The sequence below is a fragment of the Streptococcus vulneris genome, assembly GCF_019218685.1.
In the GTDB taxonomy this organism is placed as follows: domain Bacteria; phylum Bacillota; class Bacilli; order Lactobacillales; family Streptococcaceae; genus Streptococcus; species Streptococcus vulneris.
In genome coordinates this window covers 271,829-291,481 of sequence record NZ_JAHUZC010000001.1, presented here as the reverse complement: position 1 = coordinate 291,481, position 19,653 = coordinate 271,829, and the positions used below count along the sequence as shown (strand labels likewise).

19 protein-coding genes and 2 tRNA genes are annotated in these 19,653 nt (G+C 39.1%); 20 read left to right on the top strand and 1 reads right to left on the bottom strand.

Annotated elements, in window-relative coordinates; genetic code table 11:
• Positions 1–5 precede the first annotated feature (5 nt).
• From KUA57_RS01465 to KUA57_RS01400, 14 genes are all read left to right on the top strand, one after another.
• Positions 6–1,973: a peptide ABC transporter substrate-binding protein gene (locus KUA57_RS01465; protein WP_218493526.1), complete on the top strand. Its 1,968-nt coding sequence runs from the start codon at positions 6–8 to the stop codon at positions 1,971–1,973.
• Between the two features lie 98 nt (positions 1,974–2,071).
• Positions 2,072–2,302 (top strand): DUF2969 domain-containing protein, encoded by a 231-nt coding sequence (locus KUA57_RS01460; RefSeq protein ID WP_218493525.1) that lies wholly within the window; start codon positions 2,072–2,074, stop codon positions 2,300–2,302.
• A 49-nt stretch (positions 2,303–2,351) separates the two neighbouring features.
• Positions 2,352–2,432: transfer RNA gene (locus tag KUA57_RS01455), tRNA-Tyr, on the top strand.
• A gap of 9 nt (positions 2,433–2,441) precedes the next feature.
• Positions 2,442–2,513, top strand: a tRNA-Gln gene (locus tag KUA57_RS01450).
• Between the two features lie 161 nt (positions 2,514–2,674).
• Positions 2,675–3,877, top strand: a complete 1,203-nt coding sequence (gene rpsA / locus KUA57_RS01445; RefSeq protein WP_049521508.1) for a 30S ribosomal protein S1 — start codon at positions 2,675–2,677, stop codon at positions 3,875–3,877.
• An 85-nt stretch (positions 3,878–3,962) separates the two neighbouring features.
• Positions 3,963–4,460: a GAF domain-containing protein gene (locus KUA57_RS01440; RefSeq protein WP_125447060.1), complete on the top strand. Its 498-nt coding sequence runs from the start codon at positions 3,963–3,965 to the stop codon at positions 4,458–4,460.
• The gene (gene dnaX, locus KUA57_RS01435) at positions 4,460–6,115 is read left to right on the top strand and encodes a DNA polymerase III subunit gamma/tau (RefSeq protein ID WP_125447062.1); all 1,656 of its coding nucleotides are present in this window, start codon (positions 4,460–4,462) and stop codon (positions 6,113–6,115) included. Before KUA57_RS01440 ends, dnaX begins: the two co-directional genes overlap by 1 nt.
• 27 nt (positions 6,116–6,142) lie before the next feature.
• On the top strand, positions 6,143–6,337 hold the full coding sequence (locus tag KUA57_RS01430) for a DUF3272 domain-containing protein (RefSeq protein WP_001081602.1): 195 nt from the start codon (positions 6,143–6,145) through the stop codon (positions 6,335–6,337).
• A 150-nt stretch (positions 6,338–6,487) separates the two neighbouring features.
• Positions 6,488–7,258 carry a Fe-S cluster assembly ATPase SufC gene (gene sufC, locus KUA57_RS01425; protein WP_000114489.1) on the top strand — a complete coding sequence of 257 codons (771 nt, stop codon included), beginning with the start codon at positions 6,488–6,490 and terminating at the stop codon, positions 7,256–7,258.
• Between the two features lie 27 nt (positions 7,259–7,285).
• On the top strand, positions 7,286–8,548 hold the full coding sequence (gene sufD / locus KUA57_RS01420) for a Fe-S cluster assembly protein SufD (RefSeq protein ID WP_061864080.1): 1,263 nt from the start codon (positions 7,286–7,288) through the stop codon (positions 8,546–8,548).
• A gap of 10 nt (positions 8,549–8,558) precedes the next feature.
• Positions 8,559–9,785, top strand: coding sequence for a cysteine desulfurase (locus KUA57_RS01415; protein ID WP_218493524.1), 1,227 nt, complete (start codon positions 8,559–8,561; stop codon positions 9,783–9,785).
• The gene (gene sufU / locus KUA57_RS01410) at positions 9,772–10,212 is read left to right on the top strand and encodes a Fe-S cluster assembly sulfur transfer protein SufU (protein WP_049487107.1); all 441 of its coding nucleotides are present in this window, start codon (positions 9,772–9,774) and stop codon (positions 10,210–10,212) included. Before KUA57_RS01415 ends, sufU begins: the two co-directional genes overlap by 14 nt.
• 57 nt (positions 10,213–10,269) lie before the next feature.
• The gene (gene sufB, locus KUA57_RS01405) at positions 10,270–11,682 is read left to right on the top strand and encodes a Fe-S cluster assembly protein SufB (protein WP_000797054.1); all 1,413 of its coding nucleotides are present in this window, start codon (positions 10,270–10,272) and stop codon (positions 11,680–11,682) included.
• Between the two features lie 123 nt (positions 11,683–11,805).
• Complete coding sequence (locus KUA57_RS01400) at positions 11,806–13,197, top strand: APC family permease (RefSeq protein ID WP_049487108.1); 1,392 nt, start codon at positions 11,806–11,808, stop codon at positions 13,195–13,197.
• Positions 13,198–13,227: 30 nt separating this feature from the next.
• Here the strand turns inward: KUA57_RS01400 and KUA57_RS01395 are convergent, their stop codons facing one another.
• Complete coding sequence (locus KUA57_RS01395; RefSeq protein WP_084951222.1) at positions 13,228–14,076, bottom strand: YitT family protein; 849 nt, start codon at positions 14,074–14,076, stop codon at positions 13,228–13,230.
• Between the two features lie 140 nt (positions 14,077–14,216).
• On the opposite strand from KUA57_RS01395, the gene KUA57_RS01390 reads away from it, so the two are divergent.
• From KUA57_RS01390 to KUA57_RS01365, 6 genes are all read left to right on the top strand, one after another.
• Entirely contained in the window at positions 14,217–15,056 is an 840-nt protein-coding gene (locus KUA57_RS01390; RefSeq protein WP_070478809.1) for a DegV family protein, read from the top strand.
• A 107-nt stretch (positions 15,057–15,163) separates the two neighbouring features.
• Positions 15,164–15,439: an HU family DNA-binding protein gene (locus KUA57_RS01385; protein ID WP_001284640.1), complete on the top strand. Its 276-nt coding sequence runs from the start codon at positions 15,164–15,166 to the stop codon at positions 15,437–15,439.
• A gap of 1,646 nt (positions 15,440–17,085) precedes the next feature.
• Entirely contained in the window at positions 17,086–17,316 is a 231-nt protein-coding gene (locus KUA57_RS01380) for a hypothetical protein (RefSeq protein ID WP_061864086.1), read from the top strand.
• Between the two features lie 156 nt (positions 17,317–17,472).
• A complete protein-coding gene (locus tag KUA57_RS01375) occupies positions 17,473–18,114 on the top strand; it encodes an amino acid ABC transporter permease (protein WP_218493523.1) in 642 nt (213 codons plus the stop codon).
• A 9-nt stretch (positions 18,115–18,123) separates the two neighbouring features.
• Positions 18,124–18,753, top strand: a complete 630-nt coding sequence (locus KUA57_RS01370; RefSeq protein WP_004261430.1) for an amino acid ABC transporter ATP-binding protein — start codon at positions 18,124–18,126, stop codon at positions 18,751–18,753.
• 9 nt (positions 18,754–18,762) lie between these two features.
• Complete coding sequence (locus tag KUA57_RS01365; RefSeq protein ID WP_042751372.1) at positions 18,763–19,602, top strand: amino acid ABC transporter substrate-binding protein; 840 nt, start codon at positions 18,763–18,765, stop codon at positions 19,600–19,602.
• Positions 19,603–19,653 lie beyond the last annotated feature (51 nt).

The window sequence follows — 19,653 nt, the reverse complement described above, 5'->3', positions numbered from 1 at the left end:
TTTTTATGAAATCGAAAAAGTGGCTCTTAACAGCAGGAGTGGTCCTGAGCACAACAGCTCTATTAGTGGCTTGTGGAAAAGCTGATAAAGAAGCAGATGCACCGACAACATTTTCATATGTCTATGCAGTAGATCCTGCGTCTTTGGACTATAGTGTAGCGACTCGTACATCTACAACAGATGTCATCGGGAATGTGGTGGATGGTTTGATGGAAAATGACCAATACGGAAATGTTATTCCTTCCTTAGCTGAAGATTGGTCTGTCTCAAAAGATGGTTTGACTTATACCTATAAACTTCGTAAAGGGGTTAAATGGTACACTTCTGAAGGTGAAGAATATGCAGAAGTAACAGCCCATGACTTTGTGACAGGACTAAAACACGTAGCTGACGGTAAGTCAGACGGTGTCTCTCTCATCCAAAATTCAATCAAGGGCTTGGATGCCTACATGACTGGTGAGACCAATGATTTCTCTACAGTTGGTGTTAAGGCCTTGGACGATTATACAGTTGAATATACCCTAAACAAACCAGAAAGCTTCTGGAACTCTAAAGTCACCACAGCAACGATGTTGCCTGTAAATGAAGAGTTTTTGAAGGCATCAGGTAAAGATTATGGAGCAGTTACTCCAGCAGGGATTCTTTACAATGGTCCTTATATCTTGAAGACCTTGACTTCTAAATCGTTGATCGAATACGAGAAAAACCCAAATTACTGGGATAAAGAAAAGGTAAAAATCGAGAAGATTAAATTGACTTACTACGATGGTTCTGATCAGGAATCGTTGATTCGTAGCTTCTCTTCTGGTGCCTATACGACAGCCCGTCTCTTCCCAAGTAGCTCAAACTTTGCTTCTACTTTGGAACAATACGGAGATAAAATAACTTATAGCCCACAGGACTCAAGTAGTTATTACTTCACCTTTAACGTAAATCGTCAGTCATACAATAAAACTGCGAAAACAAGTGAAGAACAAAAGACTTCTACAAAAGAAGCTATGCTTAATAAGGACTTCCGTCAGGCTATCAACTTTGCCTTTAACCGCCATTCTTATGCTGCTCAGCTAAATGGTGAAGACGGTGCGGATAAGATTATTCGTAACAGCCTTGTTCCTGACAACTTTGTACAAGCAGGTGGGAAAAACTTTGGTCAAATCGCTCAAGCAGAGTTGGTGAACTATGGTGACCAATGGAAAGGTGTTGAGCTAGTTGACGGTAAGGATTCTATCTACAACCCTGACAAGGCTAAAGCTGCATTCGAAAAAGCTAAGAAAGACTTGGAATCTAAAGGGGTAACATTCCCAATTCACTTGGATGTCCCAGTTGAACAAACAGATACCATCGCTGTTCAACAAAGCAACTCTTTCAAACAGTCTATAGAATCAACTCTTGGTGCTGAAAATGTTGTCATCGACGTTCTTCAAATGACAGATAATGAAAAGGAAACAATCACTTCACAAGCGCGTGTTCCTTCTCAAAAAGACTATGATTTGAACAGTACAGGATGGGCTCCAAGTTATCAAGACCCAGCATCTTACTTGAATATCATGGATCCTAAATCAGGTTCTGCCATGAAGCACCTTGGTATTACTAAAGGGAAAGATAAGGATGTTGTAGCTAAACTTGGTTTAGATGAATATAAGAAATTATTGGATGATGCCGATTCAGAAACTACGAATCTTGAAGAGCGATATGAAAAATATGCCAAGGCTCAAGCTTGGTTGACAGATAGTTCATTATTGATGCCTACAGCCTCATCTGGTGGTTCTCCAGTTGTAAGTAATGTCGTGCCATTCTCAAAACCATACTCACAAGTTGGTATTAAAGGTGACCCATATATCTTTAAAGGAATGAAATTGCAAAAAGATATTGTTACAACAAAAGAATATGAAGAAGCACTGAAAAAATGGCAAAAAGAAAAATTGGAATCAAATGGTAAGTACCAAAAAGAACTAGAAAAACACATTAAATAAAGCAGAAAACTCTATATCAGACATGGAATGATATAGAGTTTTTTCTTGCTAGTTTTAGGATTTTCTTGTAAAATAGAAAAAGTGAAGAGAGGTATGAAATGAGCAAGAAAGATAAAAAAATCGAAATCCAAGTAGCAGATGCCAAAGTTAATGTGGGAAAAGACAGTTTTGAAGGTTATACATTGACTATTGGTAAAAAAGTTATCGGAGAAATTGCCGAATTAGATGGACAATTTGCTATCATAAAGAATGGGAATGTCAATAGTTTTTATAAAAAATTGGAAAAAGCTGTGGAAATTTTGATTGAAAATTATAATTTAGCAAAATAAGTCTTGTTTTTTTGAAATTTTCATGATATAATAGTCCATGTTGATTGTAGGAGAGATAGCGAAGAGGCTAAACGCGGCGGACTGTAAATCCGCTCCTTCGGGTTCGGGGGTTCGAATCCCTCTCTCTCCATTTCATCAATGGGGTATAGCCAAGCGGTAAGGCAAGGGACTTTGACTCCCTCATGCGTTGGTTCGAATCCAGCTACCCCAGTTCTTAGGTAATGATCAAGATAAAAAGCAAAATATCTTAGGGTATTTTATTTTAATAATTGAAAGACGTGAACGATATGAACATGTCCTTGCGGGTGCTTAGGAAAAAAATTATAAGTATGTCAAGTTTAAGAAAAACTTGATTGTTGGAGGATTTTTTAGATGAACGAATTTGAAGATTTGCTAAATAGCGTTAGCCAAGTTGAGCCTGGTGATGTTGTTAGTGCTGAAGTATTGACAGTTGATGCGACTCAAGCTAACGTTGCAATCTCTGGGACTGGTGTTGAAGGTGTCTTGACTCTTCGCGAATTGACAAACGATCGCGATGCAGATATCAATGACTTTGTGAAAGTAGGAGAAGTATTGGATGTTCTTGTACTTCGTCAAGTAGTTGGTAAAGATACTGATACAGTTACATACCTTGTATCTAAAAAACGTCTTGAAGCTCGCAAAGCATGGGACAAACTTGTTGGTCGCGAAGAAGAAGTTGTTACTGTTAAAGGAACTCGTGCCGTTAAAGGTGGACTTTCAGTAGAATTTGAAGGTGTTCGTGGATTTATCCCAGCTTCAATGTTGGATACTCGTTTCGTACGTAACACTGAGCGTTTTGTAGGTCAAGAATTTGATGCTAAAATCAAAGAAGTTGACGCTAAAGAAAACCGCTTCATCCTTTCACGTCGTGAAGTTGTTGAAGCAGCTACAGCAGCAGCTCGCGCTGAAGTATTCGGTAAATTGGCTGTTGGTGATGTAGTAACTGGTAAAGTTGCACGTATCACAAGCTTCGGTGCTTTCATCGACCTTGGTGGTGTTGACGGATTGGTTCACTTGACTGAATTGTCACATGAACGTAACGTATCACCAAAATCAGTTGTAACTGTTGGTGAAGAAATTGAAGTGAAAATCCTTGATCTTAACGAAGAAGAAGGACGCGTATCACTTTCACTTAAAGCAACAACACCTGGACCATGGGATGGCGTTGAGCAAAAATTGGCTAAAGGTGATGTAGTAGAAGGAACAGTTAAACGTTTGACTGACTTCGGTGCATTTGTTGAAGTATTGCCAGGTATCGATGGACTTGTTCACGTATCACAAATTTCACACAAACGTATTGAAAATCCAAAAGAAGCTCTTAAAGTTGGTCAAGAAGTTAAAGTTAAAGTTCTTGAAGTTAACGCAGATGCAGAGCGCGTATCACTTTCTATCAAAGCTCTTGAAGAGCGTCCAGCTCAAGAAGAAGGACAAAAAGAAGAAAAACGTGCTGCTCGTCCACGTCGTCCAAAACGTCAAGAAAAACGTGATTTCGAACTTCCAGAAACACAAACAGGATTCTCAATGGCTGACTTGTTCGGTGATATCGAACTTTAATCAAATTGAAAATTCACAAAATCCTTTGTTTTCTAAACAAGGGATTTTTCTTTTGTCTGTAAGCCTTTTTTGATATAATAGTTCTATGTTAGAATCAGAAAAACAATCACGTTATCAAATGTTAAATGAGGAGTTCTCTTTTTTATTGGAAGGTGAAACCAATGTTTTGGCTAATCTTTCCAACGCCAGCGCTCTTCTAAAATCACGCTTCCCTAATACCGTATTTGCAGGCTTTTATCTGTTCGATGGAAAGGAATTGGTTTTAGGTCCTTTCCAAGGAGGTGTTTCCTGCATCCGTATTGCGCTAGGCAAGGGTGTTTGTGGTGAGGCAGCCCATTTTCAGGAAACTGTTCTGGTTGGTGATGTAACAACTTATCCCAACTATATTTCTTGTGATAGTAGTGCTAAAAGTGAAATTGTTGTGCCAATGATGAAGAATGGTCAATTACTTGGAGTTTTAGATCTGGATTCTTCAGAGATTGATGATTATGATGCTATGGATCGAGATTATTTGGAACAATTTGTCGCTATTTTGCTTGAAAAGACAGAATGGGACTTTACAATGTTTGGGGAGAAAGCCTAATGTATCAAGCACTTTATCGAAAATATAGAAGTCAAAACTTCTCCCAGTTGGTTGGACAGGAAGTTGTGGCTAAGACTCTTAAACAAGCAGTGGAGCAAGAGAAAATAAGTCATGCCTATCTTTTTTCTGGTCCTCGTGGAACGGGAAAAACCAGTGTAGCCAAGATTTTTGCCAAAGCTATGAACTGTCCAAATCAAGTGGGTGGTGAACCTTGTAATAACTGCTATATTTGTCAAGCAGTGACGGACGGTAGTTTAGAAGATGTCATTGAAATGGATGCAGCCTCTAATAATGGGGTGGATGAAATCCGTGAAATTCGTGATAAATCTACCTACGCCCCTAGTCTTGCTCGTTATAAGGTTTATATCATAGATGAGGTTCACATGCTGTCTACAGGGGCTTTTAATGCCCTCTTAAAGACGCTGGAAGAGCCAACACAGAATGTGGTCTTTATTTTGGCTACTACTGAATTGCACAAGATTCCTGCCACTATTTTATCCCGTGTGCAACGTTTTGAATTTAAATCAATTAAAACACAGGATATTAAGGAACATATCCACTATATCTTAGAAAAAGAAAATATCAGTTCTGAACCAGAGGCTGTGGAAATCATTGCCAGACGGGCTGAAGGTGGGATGCGGGACGCCTTGTCTATTTTGGATCAAGCCCTGAGTTTGACCCAGGGAAATGAGCTGACGACTGCCATTTCTGAAGAAATTACTGGTACCATTAGTCTATCAGCCTTGGATGATTATGTGGCTGCCTTGTCTCAACAGGATGTTCCAAAGGCCCTAGCATGCTTAAATCTTCTATTTGACAATGGTAAGAGCATGACTCGTTTTGTGACCGACCTTTTACACTATTTAAGAGACTTGTTAATTGTTCAAACAGGTGGAGATAACACTCATCATAGTCCAGTCTTTGTAGAAAATTTGGCACTTCCTCAAGAAAATCTGTTTGAAATGATTCGCTTAGCGACAGTCAGTTTAGCAGATATTAAGTCTAGTTTGCAGCCTAAGATTTATGCTGAGATGATGACTATCCGTTTAGCAGAGATTAAGCCTGAACCAGCTCTTTCTGGGGCAGTTGAACATGAAATTTCTGCATTGAGACAGGAAGTTGCCCGTCTCAAACAAGAACTCGCAAATGTAGGAACTGTAGCTAAGTCAACCAGTCCAGTACCTACCCGTCCAGCAGCGAGCAAGACCGTCTATCGTGTGGATCGCAATAAAGTTCAATCTATCCTACAAGAGGCCGTTGAAAATCCTGATTTAGCACGTCAAAATCTGATTCGCTTGCAGAATGCTTGGGGAGAGGTGATTGAAAGTCTTGGAGGTCCTGATAAGGCTCTGCTAGTTGGTTCTCAACCGGTTGCAGCCAATGAACACCATGCTATTCTTGCTTTTGAGTCTAACTTCAATGCTGGTCAAACCATGAAACGAGACAATCTCAACACTATGTTTGGTAATATCCTCAGTCAGGCAGCAGGTTTTTCACCTGAGATTTTAGCTATTTCCATGGAGGAATGGAAAGAAGTTCGCGCAGCCTTTTCAGCCAAAGCCAAATCTTCTCAAACTGAAAAAGAAGCAGAAGAAAGCCTGATTCCAGAAGGATTTGAATTTTTGGCTGATAAAGTGAAGGTAGAGGAAGACTAAAGAAAGATTTCATGATACAATAAGTTTATGAATAGACAACAATTTATTATTATCGCGCTGTTTACAGCTGCTGAGACCTATTTTTTCAATGAAGCCTGGATGACTGGTCGCTATATTATGGCAGCCTTTTGGGCCATTTTGCTTTTTAGAAATTTCCGAGTCAGTTACTTGATGGGCAAGATTGTAGATGTCATTGACCAGCACTTGAAAGGAAAAGACTAGTTCTCAGCTTCTAGACAAAATCAAAGCCTTTTAGGCTTTTTTTTGTTATACTATAAAAGTATATTTATTGACCTTTTACCGTATTTTCTAGGGAAATCAAGTATGTTTCCCGTAAGAACTGTAAAGGTCTTGAAAAAGAAAGGAACTATCATGTCAGTATTAGAGATCAAAGATCTTCACGTTGAGATTGAAGGAAAAGAAATTTTAAAAGGGGTTAACTTGACCCTGAAAACAGGAGAAATCGCCGCTATCATGGGGCCAAATGGTACTGGTAAATCGACTCTTTCTGCCGCTATCATGGGAAATCCAAACTATGAAGTTACCAAAGGTGAAGTCTTGTTTGATGGCGTAAACATTCTTGAGTTAGAAGTGGACGAGCGTGCGCGTATGGGACTTTTCCTTGCTATGCAATACCCATCAGAAATTCCTGGTATTACCAATGCTGAGTTTCTTCGTGCAGCCATGAATGCTGGTAAAGAAGACGATGAGAAGATTTCAGTTCGCGAGTTTATCACTAAGCTAGATGAAAAAATGGAATTGCTCAACATGAAAGAAGAAATGGCTGAGCGTTACCTCAACGAAGGTTTCTCTGGTGGTGAGAAAAAACGTAATGAAATTCTTCAACTCTTGATGTTGGAACCAACTTTTGCTCTTTTGGATGAGATTGATTCTGGTCTTGATATTGACGCTCTTAAAGTTGTTTCTAAAGGTGTGAATGCCATGCGTGGTGAAGGATTTGGTGCTATGATTATCACTCACTACCAACGTCTTTTGAACTACATCACACCAGATGTGGTACACGTCATGATGGAAGGTCGTGTTGTCCTTTCTGGTGGTCCCGAATTGGCTGCGCGTTTGGAACGTGAAGGATACGCAAAACTAGCTGAAGAACTTGGCTACGACTACAAGGAAGAATTGTAATTCCCTCGTATCTTTTAGGAGAAGTAAATGACTAAAGAAAATATTAAACTTTTTTCAGAAATGCACGCTGAACCAAGCTGGTTGGCTGACCTCCGTCAAAAAGCTTTTGATAAGATTGAGACTTTGGAATTACCAGTTATTGAGCGTGTCAAATTCCACCGTTGGAATCTGGGTGATGGAACGATTACAGAAAATGAGCCATCAGCAAATGTTCCAGATTTCACAGCTCTAGATAATCACTTGAAATTGGTTCAAGTAGGAACTCAAACCGTTTTTGAGCAAACTCCAGTTGAGTTGGCTGAACAGGGTGTTGTCTTTACAGACTTCCACTCAGCTTTAGAAGAAATTCCAGAGCTGATCGAAGAATTTTTCATGTCATCTGTTAAGTATGACGATGACAAGTTGGCAGCCTACCACACAGCTTATTTCAACAGTGGCGCTGTTCTCTACATTCCTGATAACGTGGAAATTGCTGAACCAATCGAAGGAATTTTCTATCAAGACAGCGATAGCGATGTGCCGTTTAACAAGCATATTATGATTATCGCTGGTAAAAATTCTAAGATTAGTTATCTGGAACGTTTAGAGTCACGCGGTGAAGGAAGTGTCAAAGCAACTGCCAATATCACAGTAGAAGTCATTGCTCGTTCTGGTGCTCAAGTGAAGTTTGCTGCGATCGACCGTTTAGGAGAAAACGTCACTGCCTACATTAGCCGTCGAGGTAAATTAGGAAACGATGCAAGCATTGACTGGGCGATTGGTGTTATGAACGAAGGGAACGTCGTTGCGGACTTTGATAGCGACTTGATTGGAAATGGTAGTCATGCAGATCTCAAGGTTGTAGCTCTTTCAAGTGGTCGTCAGGTACAAGGGATTGATACTCGAGTGACTAACTATGGTTGCAACTCAATCGGAAATATCCTACAACATGGGGTTATTCTTGAAAAAGCAACCTTAACCTTCAATGGTATCGGCCACATCATCAAGGGTGCCAAGGGAGCAGATGCCCAACAAGAGAGCCGTGTTCTTATGCTTTCAGACCAAGCGCGTTCGGATGCCAATCCAATTCTTTTGATTGATGAAAATGATGTAACTGCAGGACACGCGGCTTCTATCGGTCAGGTAGATCCAGAAGACATGTATTACCTCATGAGCCGTGGCTTGGATAAGGCAACTGCAGAACGTTTGGTTGTCCGTGGTTTCCTTGGCTCTGTTATCGTTGAGATTCCAGTCAAGGAAGTTCGTGATGAAATGATTGCAACCATCGAAGAAAAATTGTCAAAACGCTAAGGGGTAGCCTATGTTAGATGTAGAAGCGATTCGCAAGGATTTTCCAATTTTAGACCAGATTGTTAATGATGAACCATTGATTTATTTGGACAATGCTGCGACGACACAAAAACCACTAGCAGTTCTGGAGACGATTAACCGCTACTATGAACAGGATAATGCCAATGTTCATCGTGGCGTTCATACCTTGGCTGAAAGGGCGACAGCTTCTTATGAGGCGGCTCGTGAAACCATTCGTAAGTTTATCAATGCAGGGTCTACAAAGGAAGTTCTCTTTACAAGAGGAACGACAACTAGTCTTAACTGGGTAGCGCGTTATGCTGAGGAAGTCTTGACTGAGGGAGACCAGGTCTTGATTTCCGTCATGGAACACCATTCTAATATCATTCCTTGGCAGGAAGCCTGCCGCAAGACTGGGGCAGAGCTTGTCTATGTCTATCTTAAGAATGGAGCTCTGGATATGGAGGATTTGCGAGCTAAATTGACTGATAAAGTTAAGTTTGTCTCCCTTGCTCACGCCTCAAATGTTCTTGGTGTGGTCAATCCAATCAAAGAAATCACTCAATTGACCCATCAAGTTGGAGCTATCATGGTGGTGGATGGTGCTCAATCTACGCCTCATATGAAGATTGATGTTCAGGACTTGGATGTGGACTTCTTTGCCTTTTCAGGTCACAAGATGGCTGGTCCAACTGGTATTGGTGTCCTTTATGGTAAAGAAAAGTACCTAGAGCAAATGTCACCAGTAGAATTTGGAGGCGAAATGATTGATTTCGTCTATGAGCAATCTGCCAGTTGGAAAGAATTGCCTTGGAAATTTGAGGCTGGAACACCAAATATGGCAGGTGCAATTGGACTTGCTGCGGCAGTAGATTATCTTGAAAAGATTGGTATGGATGCCATTGAAGCCCATGAACAGGAACTGATTGAATACGTCTATCCAAAACTTCAGGCGATTGAAGGATTGACTATTTACGGTTCACAGGACTTGGCCCAACGTTCAGGTGTGATTGCCTTTAATCTAGGCGATCTCCATCCTCACGACCTTGCGACAGCTTTGGATTATGAAGGAGTAGCTGTTCGTGCAGGTCACCACTGTGCGCAACCCTTGCTTCAGTATTTGGATGTCCCAGCAACAGCTCGCGCAAGTTTTTATATCTACAATACCAAGGCAGATTGCGACAAGCTAGTAGATGCCTTACAAAAGACAAAGGAGTTTTTCAATGGCACTTTCTAAACTAGATAGCCTTTATATGGCAGTGGTAGCGGACCATTCGAAAAATCCACATCACCAAGGAAAGTTGGAAGACGCTGAACAAATCAGTCTCAACAATCCGACTTGTGGGGATGTTATCAATCTCTCTGTCAAGTTTGATGCAGAGGATCGTTTGGAGGATATCGCTTTTATAAACTCAGGTTGCACCATCTCTACAGCATCTGCTAGTATGATGACGGACGCAGTTTTAGGAAAAACTAAACAAGAAATTTTAGAACTTGCGACTATTTTTTCTGAAATGGTTCAAGGGCAAAAAGATGAACGCCAAGACCAACTAGGCGATGCAGCTTTCTTGTCAGGTGTTGCCAAATTTCCTCAACGAATCAAGTGTGCAACCCTAGCTTGGAACGCCCTGAAGAAAACAATTGAAAATCAAAAAAATCAGTAAGGCAAGATTCTTTTGTCTTATGAATCAGTAGAAATGAAGAATGAAAGAAAGGATATTATGGCTGAAGAAAGAGTAGAACCAAAACCAATTGATCTTGGTGAATATAAATTTGGTTTCCATGATGATGTAGAGCCTGTCCTATCGACAGGAAAAGGATTGAACGAAGATGTCATTCGTGAACTATCAGCTGCTAAGGGAGAACCTGAGTGGATGTTAGAATTCCGTTTGAAGTCTTATGAAACCTTCAAAAAAATGCCCATGCAAACTTGGGGAGCAGACTTGTCAGAGATTGATTTTGATGACTTGATCTACTACCAAAAACCATCTGATAAACCAGCTCGTTCGTGGGATGAGGTTCCTGAAAAGATTAAAGAAACCTTTGAACGTATCGGGATTCCTGAAGCTGAGCGTGCATATCTAGCTGGTGCCTCTGCCCAGTATGAATCAGAAGTGGTTTACCACAACATGAAGGAAGAGTTCCAAAAATTGGGGATTATCTTTACAGATACGGATTCTGCCCTCAAGGAATACCCAGACTTGTTTAAACAATACTTTGCGAAGTTGGTACCACCGACTGATAACAAGTTGGCGGCCCTCAACTCGGCAGTATGGTCAGGTGGAACCTTTATCTACGTACCAAAAGGTGTTAAGGTAGATATTCCACTTCAAACTTACTTCCGTATCAACAACGAAAATACTGGTCAGTTTGAACGTACCTTGATTATCGTTGATGAGGGAGCAAGTGTTCATTATGTAGAAGGATGTACAGCGCCAACTTATTCAAGTAACAGCTTGCATGCTGCCATCGTAGAAATCTTTGCCTTAGATGGTGCTTATATGCGTTATACAACCATCCAGAACTGGTCTGATAACGTCTATAACTTGGTAACGAAACGTGCTAAGGCTCAAAAGGATGCCACTGTTGAGTGGATTGATGGTAACTTGGGTGCCAAAACAACCATGAAATACCCATCTGTTTACCTTGATGGAGAAGGGGCGCGTGGTACTATGCTTTCTATTGCCTTTGCTAATGCAGGGCAACATCAGGATACTGGAGCTAAGATGATCCACAACGCTCCACATACAAGCTCGTCTATCGTGTCTAAATCCATCGCTAAAGGTGGAGGAAAGGTTGACTATCGTGGACAAGTAACCTTTAATAAAAACTCTAAGAAATCTGTATCTCACATCGAGTGTGATACCATTATTATGGATGACTTGTCAGCATCAGATACCATTCCGTTTAACGAAATTCACAACTCACAAGTCGCTTTGGAACACGAAGCTAAGGTATCTAAGATTTCTGAAGAACAACTCTATTACCTCATGAGCCGTGGATTGTCAGAATCTGAGGCAACTGAGATGATTGTAATGGGATTTGTAGAACCCTTTACAAAAGAACTTCCAATGGAATATGCAGTTGAGCTGAACCGTTTGATTAGCTATGAAATGGAAGGATCAGTTGGCTAAGAATATGTAGAATCTGAGCAGGATTTATTCTGTTCGGATTTTTTTGAAAAATTATCTTATAAATATTCACAAAATCTCTTTTATATGATAAAATAAAACAATCATATTTAATGGAGATGAAGTATGAATATTTTTAGAACAAAAGATGTTAGCTTGGGACGTACTGAAATGCACCGTCATTTAAAAGTATGGGATTTGATTTTATTAGGAATCGGTGCCATGGTAGGAACTGGGATTTTTACCATTACAGGAACCGCAGCAGCAACGCTTGCTGGTCCGTCACTGGTTGTATCTATAGTGATTTCTGCCCTGTGTGTTTCTTTATCCGCCCTCTTTTTCGCAGAGTTTGCCTCTCGTGTTCCTGCAACTGGTGGTGCTTATAGTTATTTGTATGCAATTTTGGGTGAATTACCAGCTTGGATTGCTGGTTGGTTGACCATCATGGAGTTCATGACAGCAGTTTCTGGTGTGGCCTCTGGCTGGGCAGCTTATTTTAAAGGCTTGCTCAGTAACTATAGTATTTCAATGCCTCAAGCCTTGAATGGGACCTTTAACCCTGAGCAGGGTACCTATATAGACCTTTTACCTATTTTGGTACTGACACTGGTAACCGGTTTAGTTTTATTAAATTCCAAGGCAGCATTGCGTTTTAATTCGCTTCTAGTCATCTTGAAATTCTCTGCTCTCGCTTTGTTTATTCTAGTTGGTATCTGGTATATTAAACCAGAAAATTGGTCCAACTTTGCTCCCTTTGGTTTTGGTCAAATTTATGGTGGAAGTACTGGAATAATGGCAGGAGCATCTTTGATGTTCTTTGGTTTCCTAGGATTTGAATCTATTTCGATGGCTGTTGATGAAATTCAAAATCCACAAAAGAATGTCCCACGAGGTATTGTTTTGTCTTTGACAATCGTAACGATTCTCTATGCTCTGGTTACATTAGTATTGACAGGGATTGTTCACTACAGCCAACTCAATGTGGATGATGCTGTAGCATTTTCATTGCGAAGTATAGGAATTGGTTGGGCAGCTAATTATGTGTCATTAGTGGCCATTTTGACCCTAATAACAGTATGTATTTCTATGACTTATGCCTTATCGCGTATGATTTACAGTTTAGCACGTGATGGTCTTTTACCTCGAAGTTTTAAGCAATTAAGCAAAACAAGTCGTGTTCCTAAAAATGCGACCATCTTAACTGGAGTTGCTTCTGCAATTGCAGCAGGAGTGTTTCCACTGGCTAGTATTGCAGCCTTTCTAAATATTTGTACGCTTGCTTATCTTATCCTATTGGCTTATGGAATTATAAAACTTAGAAAGGATAAGGGAATGCCTAAAGAAGGAGAATTCAAAACTCCCCTAGTTCCCTTGTTGCCGATTCTCTCGATTCTAATCTGTCTTTCCTTTATGCTTCAATATAGTGTAGAAACATGGATTGCGTTTGGAATTGCTCTTGTAGTTGGACTTGTGATTTACTTTACTTATGGCTATCGTCATTCTACACTTTCTGAATAAAGAAAAAGCTGGAACTTCCCAGCTTTTTGCTTACTCTTTTATATATGTGAAGCCTTCTCCTAGGATTTCATGGGCTTCTGTAATAGTTATAAAGGCTTGAGGATCAATTCGATGAATCATTTCCTTCATTTTCACAATTTCATTTCTTCCGACAATACAGTAGATAATCTTCAAATCTTCTTGACTATAATAACCTTGACCTGAGATGAAAGTAACGCCTCTACCTAGGTCATCATTAATCGCCTTAGCAAGTTGGTCAGGACGTTTGGTAATAATCATAAATCCTTTACCTGCGTAGCCACCTTCGCCAATCAAATCAATGACACGCGAAACGATAAAATCAAATAAGAGCGTGTAGGAAACCAATCTCAAGTCCTTGAAGATTAGGAGAATGAGCATGAGAATACAAAAATCTAAGATAAAGAGCAGTTTTCCCATTGATATATGAGTGTACTTGTTGAGAATACGAGCTACAATATCAGTACCACCAGTTGTACCTCCAGCATTAAAGATAATTCCAAGACCAATTCCCAATAGAATCCCAGCTATAAGGGCAGTGATTAGTAAATCACCTTGAAGATCAATATGAAGGGGAATACGTTCAAAAAAGGCCAACCAGGCGGACAAGGCTAAGGTTCCTAGTAAACTAGAATAGAGGGACTTTGCTCCAAAAATCTTCCAAGCTAGGATGAAAAGGGGAATATTAATCAGCAGGTTCATGAGAGAAACAGGGATTTTAAAAAGATAAAAGGTGATGAGGGTAATACCTGTCGCCCCTCCCTCAAAGAGATGATGAGGAACTACAAAATAAGTTAGACCAAAAGCATAGATAGCAGCACCTAGTAAAATGGTTAAAATGGGATAAATTTTTTTAATCATAGGGACCTCTTTTCTTATAAGTAGATTATATCAAATTTTTAAGGAAAATTTGAATGACTCCATTAGGATTTTTAATCTTTTTTTGATATAATTAAAAGTAAGAAAACCAATCTGAATCCTAAAATAGAAAGATTGATACTATGACAAAAATTAAGATTGTAACCGATTCATCTGTTACTATTGAACCAGAACTCGTAAATCAATTAGGTATCACTATTGTTCCATTATCTGTAATGATCGATAATGTTGTTTATTCTGATGCGGATTTGAAAGAAGAAGGTAAATTTCTTCAGTTGATGCAAGCAAGTAAGAATCTTCCAAAAACAAGCCAGCCCCCTGTAGGTGTCTTTGCTGAAGTTTTTGAAGACCTATGCAAAGATGGTAGCCAGATTCTTGCTATTCATATGTCTCATGCTCTTTCTGGTACTGTAGAAGCGGCACGTCAAGGTGCTAGCTTATCTACTGCCGATGTGACAGTTATTGATAGTTCATTCACTGATCAAGCCTTGAAATTCCAAGTTGTTGAGGCTGCGAAGTTAGCACAAGAAGGCAAAGAGTTGGAGGAAATCTTATCTCATGTAGAAGAGGTTAAAAACCACACAGAACTCTATATTGGCGTTTCAACTTTGGAAAATTTAGTAAAAGGTGGACGAATTGGCCGTGTAACTGGATTGTTGAGCTCACTTCTCAATATACGTGTTGTCATGCAGATGAAAGACCATGAATTGCAGCCAATCGTTAAAGGTCGTGGAGCTAAAACTTTTAAAAAATGGTTGGATGAGCTGACAAGTTCGCTAACTGAACGTTCTGTAGCAGAGATTGGAATTTCATATTCTGGTAGTGCTGATTGGGCAAAAGAGATGAAAGAAAGCTTACAAGCTTATGTTGAAAAGCCTATTTCAGTTTTGGAAACGGGCTCTATTATTCAAACTCACACGGGTGAGAATGCTTGGGCTGTTTTAGTACGTTACCACTCCTAAAAAAATAAATAAAATGGGAAGAAATAGCGTTTTTAACTTGACCTAAAAGGGATTTTAGGATATGATTATATTTGTTAATTAGAAATTAAATTGGAGGAATCATTAACATGGCAAACAAACAAGATTTGATCGCTAAAGTAGCAGAAGCTACAGAATTGACTAAGAAAGACTCAGCAGCAGCAGTTGAAGCTGTATTCGCAGCAGTAACTGAGTACCTTGCAGCTGGTGAAAAAGTTCAATTGATCGGTTTTGGTAACTTTGAAGTTCGTGAGCGTGCTGCACGTAAAGGTCGCAACCCACAAACTGGTAAAGAAATCAAAATTGCAGCTTCTAAAGTTCCAGCATTCAAAGCTGGTAAAGCTCTTAAAGACGCTGTTAAATAATCAATCTATAAAAAGCCTATTGTATCAAGCTTTCTAGCTTGAGCAGTAGGCTTTTATTTTTGTTTTGGGGCATTTTTGGGGCAAAACTATAAATTATCTAGTAGGTCGAGGATATTATCATCCATCTTCTTTGTAACGTGTGTGTAGATTTTGTCTATTGTTCTAGAATCATAACGTCCTACTCTTGCCATAATTGCTTTTAGAGTTACGCTATTCTGCTTACGAGAGTATGCCTAAAGATGTGGTAGGTGAGGTGCCTATCAATGGATTCTTCAAGTTGTGTATTTGTTTTCAGATTTAAATCTTCAATAGTTTTTACGATTTTTGGCAGTTCCGCTCGTCATGCAGAATTATATTCGATATACTCAAGGTTCACTGTGTAATCAAGAGGCAGGTTTAAGATTAATTTAGATCACTCTGATTGTGACTTTGAAAGATCAAGTTTGATTAGAAAGCGTTGAATGTATTTTATATCGATATAAATCTAAAATGCCTATTTAAAATCATTCATGCTACTATTAAGAGAGCTGATATAGCTCCCTTAGATTTTTTTTGGTAAAAAGTCCACCACTCTTCTAAAAAAGTGAAATTTACTTTAATATATAGCTTAGATACTGCAACAAATGGTCATTATGCTACTATTGTATATGGATATAATGCTGAAAAGTTGAAGAAATTTAAATGTCGACTGAATAAGACAGATATAGGATAAGAAGAGAGAGCCAGATATCCTTTTATCTTTATATTATCGTGATTCCTTAATTTTAATGGATACAGTAGAAAACGAAATTGTAGAAGTAAAAAAATTGAAAAGCAGTTGGAATTTATTGCTAATCTCTGAGATGATGTAACTATTAATGATTTACTGAAATAAACAGATTTCGCAAAAATTATGTCTAGCTTTACAGAATTTCATGCTCACTGAGTAGGTGATGTAGAGCCAAAGAGGAAGTGATGGCACTTGATCAAACCTTCAAACGTTTTTATAGTTTTATCAGGAAAGTTAAAGAGGGGCTTCTGGTGTGAGTATTCGTGAGTTCATGAAAGGCGATAATTGAGGCCTGGTAATGATGGGAAAGAGTGATAAAGAAGAACTAATCGATCTAGCTGGTTTTGAACTTTAACTTGTCAATGTAGCTATAAGAAAGTATAGTAATGTTAAAAATATGGGGGCTATATGGATAAGCAATTTGTTATACCAGTGAGAGTTGATGAGAGAATTTTAAATAAACTCGATTTTGTATCAATAAAGCTACAATAAGGACAATCAGAAACGATTGGTAAAGGACTAGAGAGGCTCTATAGTGATCTGGGGAGAAAGATGACTGGAAAAGGATTGATTTGGGCACATATTTGATTAGGTGTGGCTATTTCTGCCTTAGCACTCTATACCTAAACGATTATTTATATTTTTAATCATGATATGGAAGAAATTTTTGCAACTTTTATTATGTTGGTAATTTATTCACTATTCTTTCTGTTATTTTTGATATCAGTTGAGAGATTATCTTTATTGGTTTGCGTAGAATTAGCTTATCGTAATTTGCAACGATATAAAAAATTAAAAAGTTCCTTCTTTTTGATAGTACTTTTACAAATAAAAGTCTTAGTAATATAATAGAGCTATAGAAGGGGAGGTGGAAGAAATGTTTCGAAAAGAAAAAGCACGCAAGCGATTTTGGTTTTGGTTTATCATCTTTATCCTTTATCTTGCTTTTGGATTGTATTGTATTTGTACGAATTTTGGAGATACCTTAGGTATGATTTTACTATCACCTTTTATCTTTGCTTCCCTGCCACTCTACGCCTATCTAATTCTTGGTTTGTTTATCTGGTTTTTTATGAGACTGGCAATGGATGATTTTATGTCTCTTTAGTTAAAGGAAAGCTAATATAGAGAAAGGACACATTTCGTCCTTTCTTTTTTTGATAGATATAGTTTTTCTTTTTTAAAGAGAATTTTTTTACAAAAATTCTTGGTTATTTTGTTTATTTATGCTATAATAGGAACAATTATTTTTAGGAGGTGCAGTATGTCTTATTTGTTTGAGATATTACCGAGTTTATTGAGCGGTGCAAGCATGACTTTGCAGGTTTTTGCACTGGTCTTGATTTTTTCTATTCCCTTGGGCGTTTTGATTGCCTTTGCCTTGCAAGTCCATTGGAAGCCCCTCCATCATCTGATTAACATTTATATCTGGATTATGCGGGGGACACCCTTGCTCTTGCAATTGATCTTTATCTATTATGTGCTCCCAAGTATTGGGATTCGTTTGGATCGCCTTCCTGCGGCCATTATTGCCTTTGTTCTCAATTATGCAGCTTACTTTGCTGAAATCTTCCGTGGTGGGATTGATACCATTCCTAAAGGTCAATATGAGGCTGCTAAGGTCTTGAAGTTCAGTACTTTTGCCACAGTACGCTATATTATCTTGCCTCAGGTGACCAAGATTGTTCTTCCTAGCGTATTTAACGAAGTCATGAGTTTGGTCAAGGATACCTCTCTGGTCTATGCTCTAGGAATTTCAGATCTTATCTTGGCTAGTCGAACAGCTGCAAACCGTGATGCTAGCCTGGTTCCTATGTTCTTGGCAGGAGCCATTTACTTGATTTTGATTGGGATTGTGACCATTCTTGCCAAAAAAGTTGAGAAGAAATACAGTTACTATAGATAGGAGGCTGCCATGTTAGAATTACGAAATATCAATAAAGGGTTTGGTGAAAAGCAAATTTTGTCTAATTTCAGTCTAAAAATTCCTGAAAAGCAAATCCTAGCTATCGTTGGGCCTTCGGGTGGAGGTAAGACGACTCTCTTACGCATGCTTGCGGGTCTTGAAACCATTGATTCAGGGCAAATATTTTATAATGGAGAACCTTTAGAATTGGATGAACTGGAGAAGCGCAATCTACTGGGATTTGTATTCCAAGATTTTCAACTGTTCCCTCATTTATCAGTTCTAGACAATTTGACCTTATCGCCCGTAAAAACCATGGGAATGAAGCAGGATGAGGCTGAGCAGAAGGCGCGAGGTCTTTTGGAACAATTAGGACTGGCAGGACATGCAGATGCTTATCCCTTCTCACTATCAGGTGGGCAAAAGCAAAGGGTGGCCTTGGCGCGTGCTATGATGATTGACCCAGAAATCATAGGTTACGATGAACCAACTTCTGCCCTAGATCCTGAATTACGCTTGGAAGTGGAAAAACTGATCTTGCAAAATAGGGAACTTGGCATGACCCAGATTGTGGTTACCCACGATTTACAATTCGCTGAAAATATTGCAGATCAGATTCTCAAGGTTGAGCCCAAGTAGGAGGTGCCGATGACTAATAAGAAAATTGTCTTGGTGTTGGTTTCGTTCCTGACTCTCTTCTTAACAGCCTGTACTCAGAAGGCTAGTGATCCAAAGCAGGATAACTGGGATAAGTATCAAGAGCAGGGGAGTATAACCATTGGTTTTGACAATACCTTTGTACCCATGGGATTTGAAGAAAAGAATGGCCAATATACAGGCTTTGATATTGATTTGGCGCAAGCAGTTTCTGAAAAATTAGGTGTCAAGGTGCAATTCCAGCCAATCGACTGGGATATGAAGGAGACGGAACTGCAAAATGGAACCATAGATGCCATTTGGAATGGCTATTCTGCGACTGATGAACGCCGAGAAAAAGTTGCCTTTAGTATTCCTTATATGGAAAATCAGCAAGTACTAGTTACGAAGAAAAGCAAGCAAATTCGTTCAGTAGAGGATATGAAGGATAAGACCTTGGGAGCTCAAGCAGGTTCCTCTGGTTATTTAGACTTTGAAGCTCAGCCAGACTTACTGAAAAATCGTGTTAAAGACCAGAAGGCTAATCAATACCAGAGTTTCAATGAAGCCTTAATTGATTTGAAAAATGTTCGGATTGATGCTTTGTTGATTGACCGAGTGTATGCTAATTATTACCTCCAGTCTGAGGGGATATTAAATGATTACAATGTCTTTTCAGCTGGATTTGAAAGTGAATCTTTTGCTGTTGGAGTTAGACCAGCTGATAAAAGATTATTAACAGCATTAAACCAATCCTTTATTGAACTATATCAAGAAGGAAAGTTCCAGGAAATCAGCCAGAAATGGTTTGGAGAAGATGTAGCAACAAAAGAAGTGAAAAGTAGAGATTGAGTTTTTCCTCAGTCTCTTTTTGCATCAAAAAATCCTCTGGCAAGTACCAGA

Excerpts from the sequence above, each read along its gene's own strand:
- rpsA (WP_049521508.1), top strand. The coding sequence starts at position 2,675 with ATGAACGAATTTGAAGATTTGCTAAATAGCGTTAGCCAAGTTGAGCCT.
- KUA57_RS01385 (WP_001284640.1), top strand. The coding sequence starts at position 15,164 with ATGGCAAACAAACAAGATTTGATCGCTAAAGTAGCAGAAGCTACAGAA.
- KUA57_RS01365 (WP_042751372.1), top strand. The coding sequence starts at position 18,763 with ATGACTAATAAGAAAATTGTCTTGGTGTTGGTTTCGTTCCTGACTCTC.
- sufD (WP_061864080.1), top strand. The coding sequence starts at position 7,286 with ATGACTAAAGAAAATATTAAACTTTTTTCAGAAATGCACGCTGAACCA.
- KUA57_RS01430 (WP_001081602.1), top strand. The coding sequence starts at position 6,143 with ATGAATAGACAACAATTTATTATTATCGCGCTGTTTACAGCTGCTGAG.
- KUA57_RS01380 (WP_061864086.1), top strand. The coding sequence starts at position 17,086 with ATGTTTCGAAAAGAAAAAGCACGCAAGCGATTTTGGTTTTGGTTTATC.
- KUA57_RS01440 (WP_125447060.1), top strand. The coding sequence starts at position 3,963 with ATGTTAGAATCAGAAAAACAATCACGTTATCAAATGTTAAATGAGGAG.
- KUA57_RS01395 (WP_084951222.1), bottom strand. The coding sequence starts at position 14,076 with ATGATTAAAAAAATTTATCCCATTTTAACCATTTTACTAGGTGCTGCT.
- KUA57_RS01400 (WP_049487108.1), top strand. The coding sequence starts at position 11,806 with ATGAATATTTTTAGAACAAAAGATGTTAGCTTGGGACGTACTGAAATG.
- sufU (WP_049487107.1), top strand. The coding sequence starts at position 9,772 with ATGGCACTTTCTAAACTAGATAGCCTTTATATGGCAGTGGTAGCGGAC.
- sufC (WP_000114489.1), top strand. The coding sequence starts at position 6,488 with ATGTCAGTATTAGAGATCAAAGATCTTCACGTTGAGATTGAAGGAAAA.
- KUA57_RS01370 (WP_004261430.1), top strand. The coding sequence starts at position 18,124 with ATGTTAGAATTACGAAATATCAATAAAGGGTTTGGTGAAAAGCAAATT.
- dnaX (WP_125447062.1), top strand. The coding sequence starts at position 4,460 with ATGTATCAAGCACTTTATCGAAAATATAGAAGTCAAAACTTCTCCCAG.
- KUA57_RS01375 (WP_218493523.1), top strand. The coding sequence starts at position 17,473 with ATGTCTTATTTGTTTGAGATATTACCGAGTTTATTGAGCGGTGCAAGC.
- KUA57_RS01460 (WP_218493525.1), top strand. The coding sequence starts at position 2,072 with ATGAGCAAGAAAGATAAAAAAATCGAAATCCAAGTAGCAGATGCCAAA.
- KUA57_RS01465 (WP_218493526.1), top strand. The coding sequence starts at position 6 with ATGAAATCGAAAAAGTGGCTCTTAACAGCAGGAGTGGTCCTGAGCACA.
- sufB (WP_000797054.1), top strand. The coding sequence starts at position 10,270 with ATGGCTGAAGAAAGAGTAGAACCAAAACCAATTGATCTTGGTGAATAT.
- KUA57_RS01390 (WP_070478809.1), top strand. The coding sequence starts at position 14,217 with ATGACAAAAATTAAGATTGTAACCGATTCATCTGTTACTATTGAACCA.
- KUA57_RS01415 (WP_218493524.1), top strand. The coding sequence starts at position 8,559 with ATGTTAGATGTAGAAGCGATTCGCAAGGATTTTCCAATTTTAGACCAG.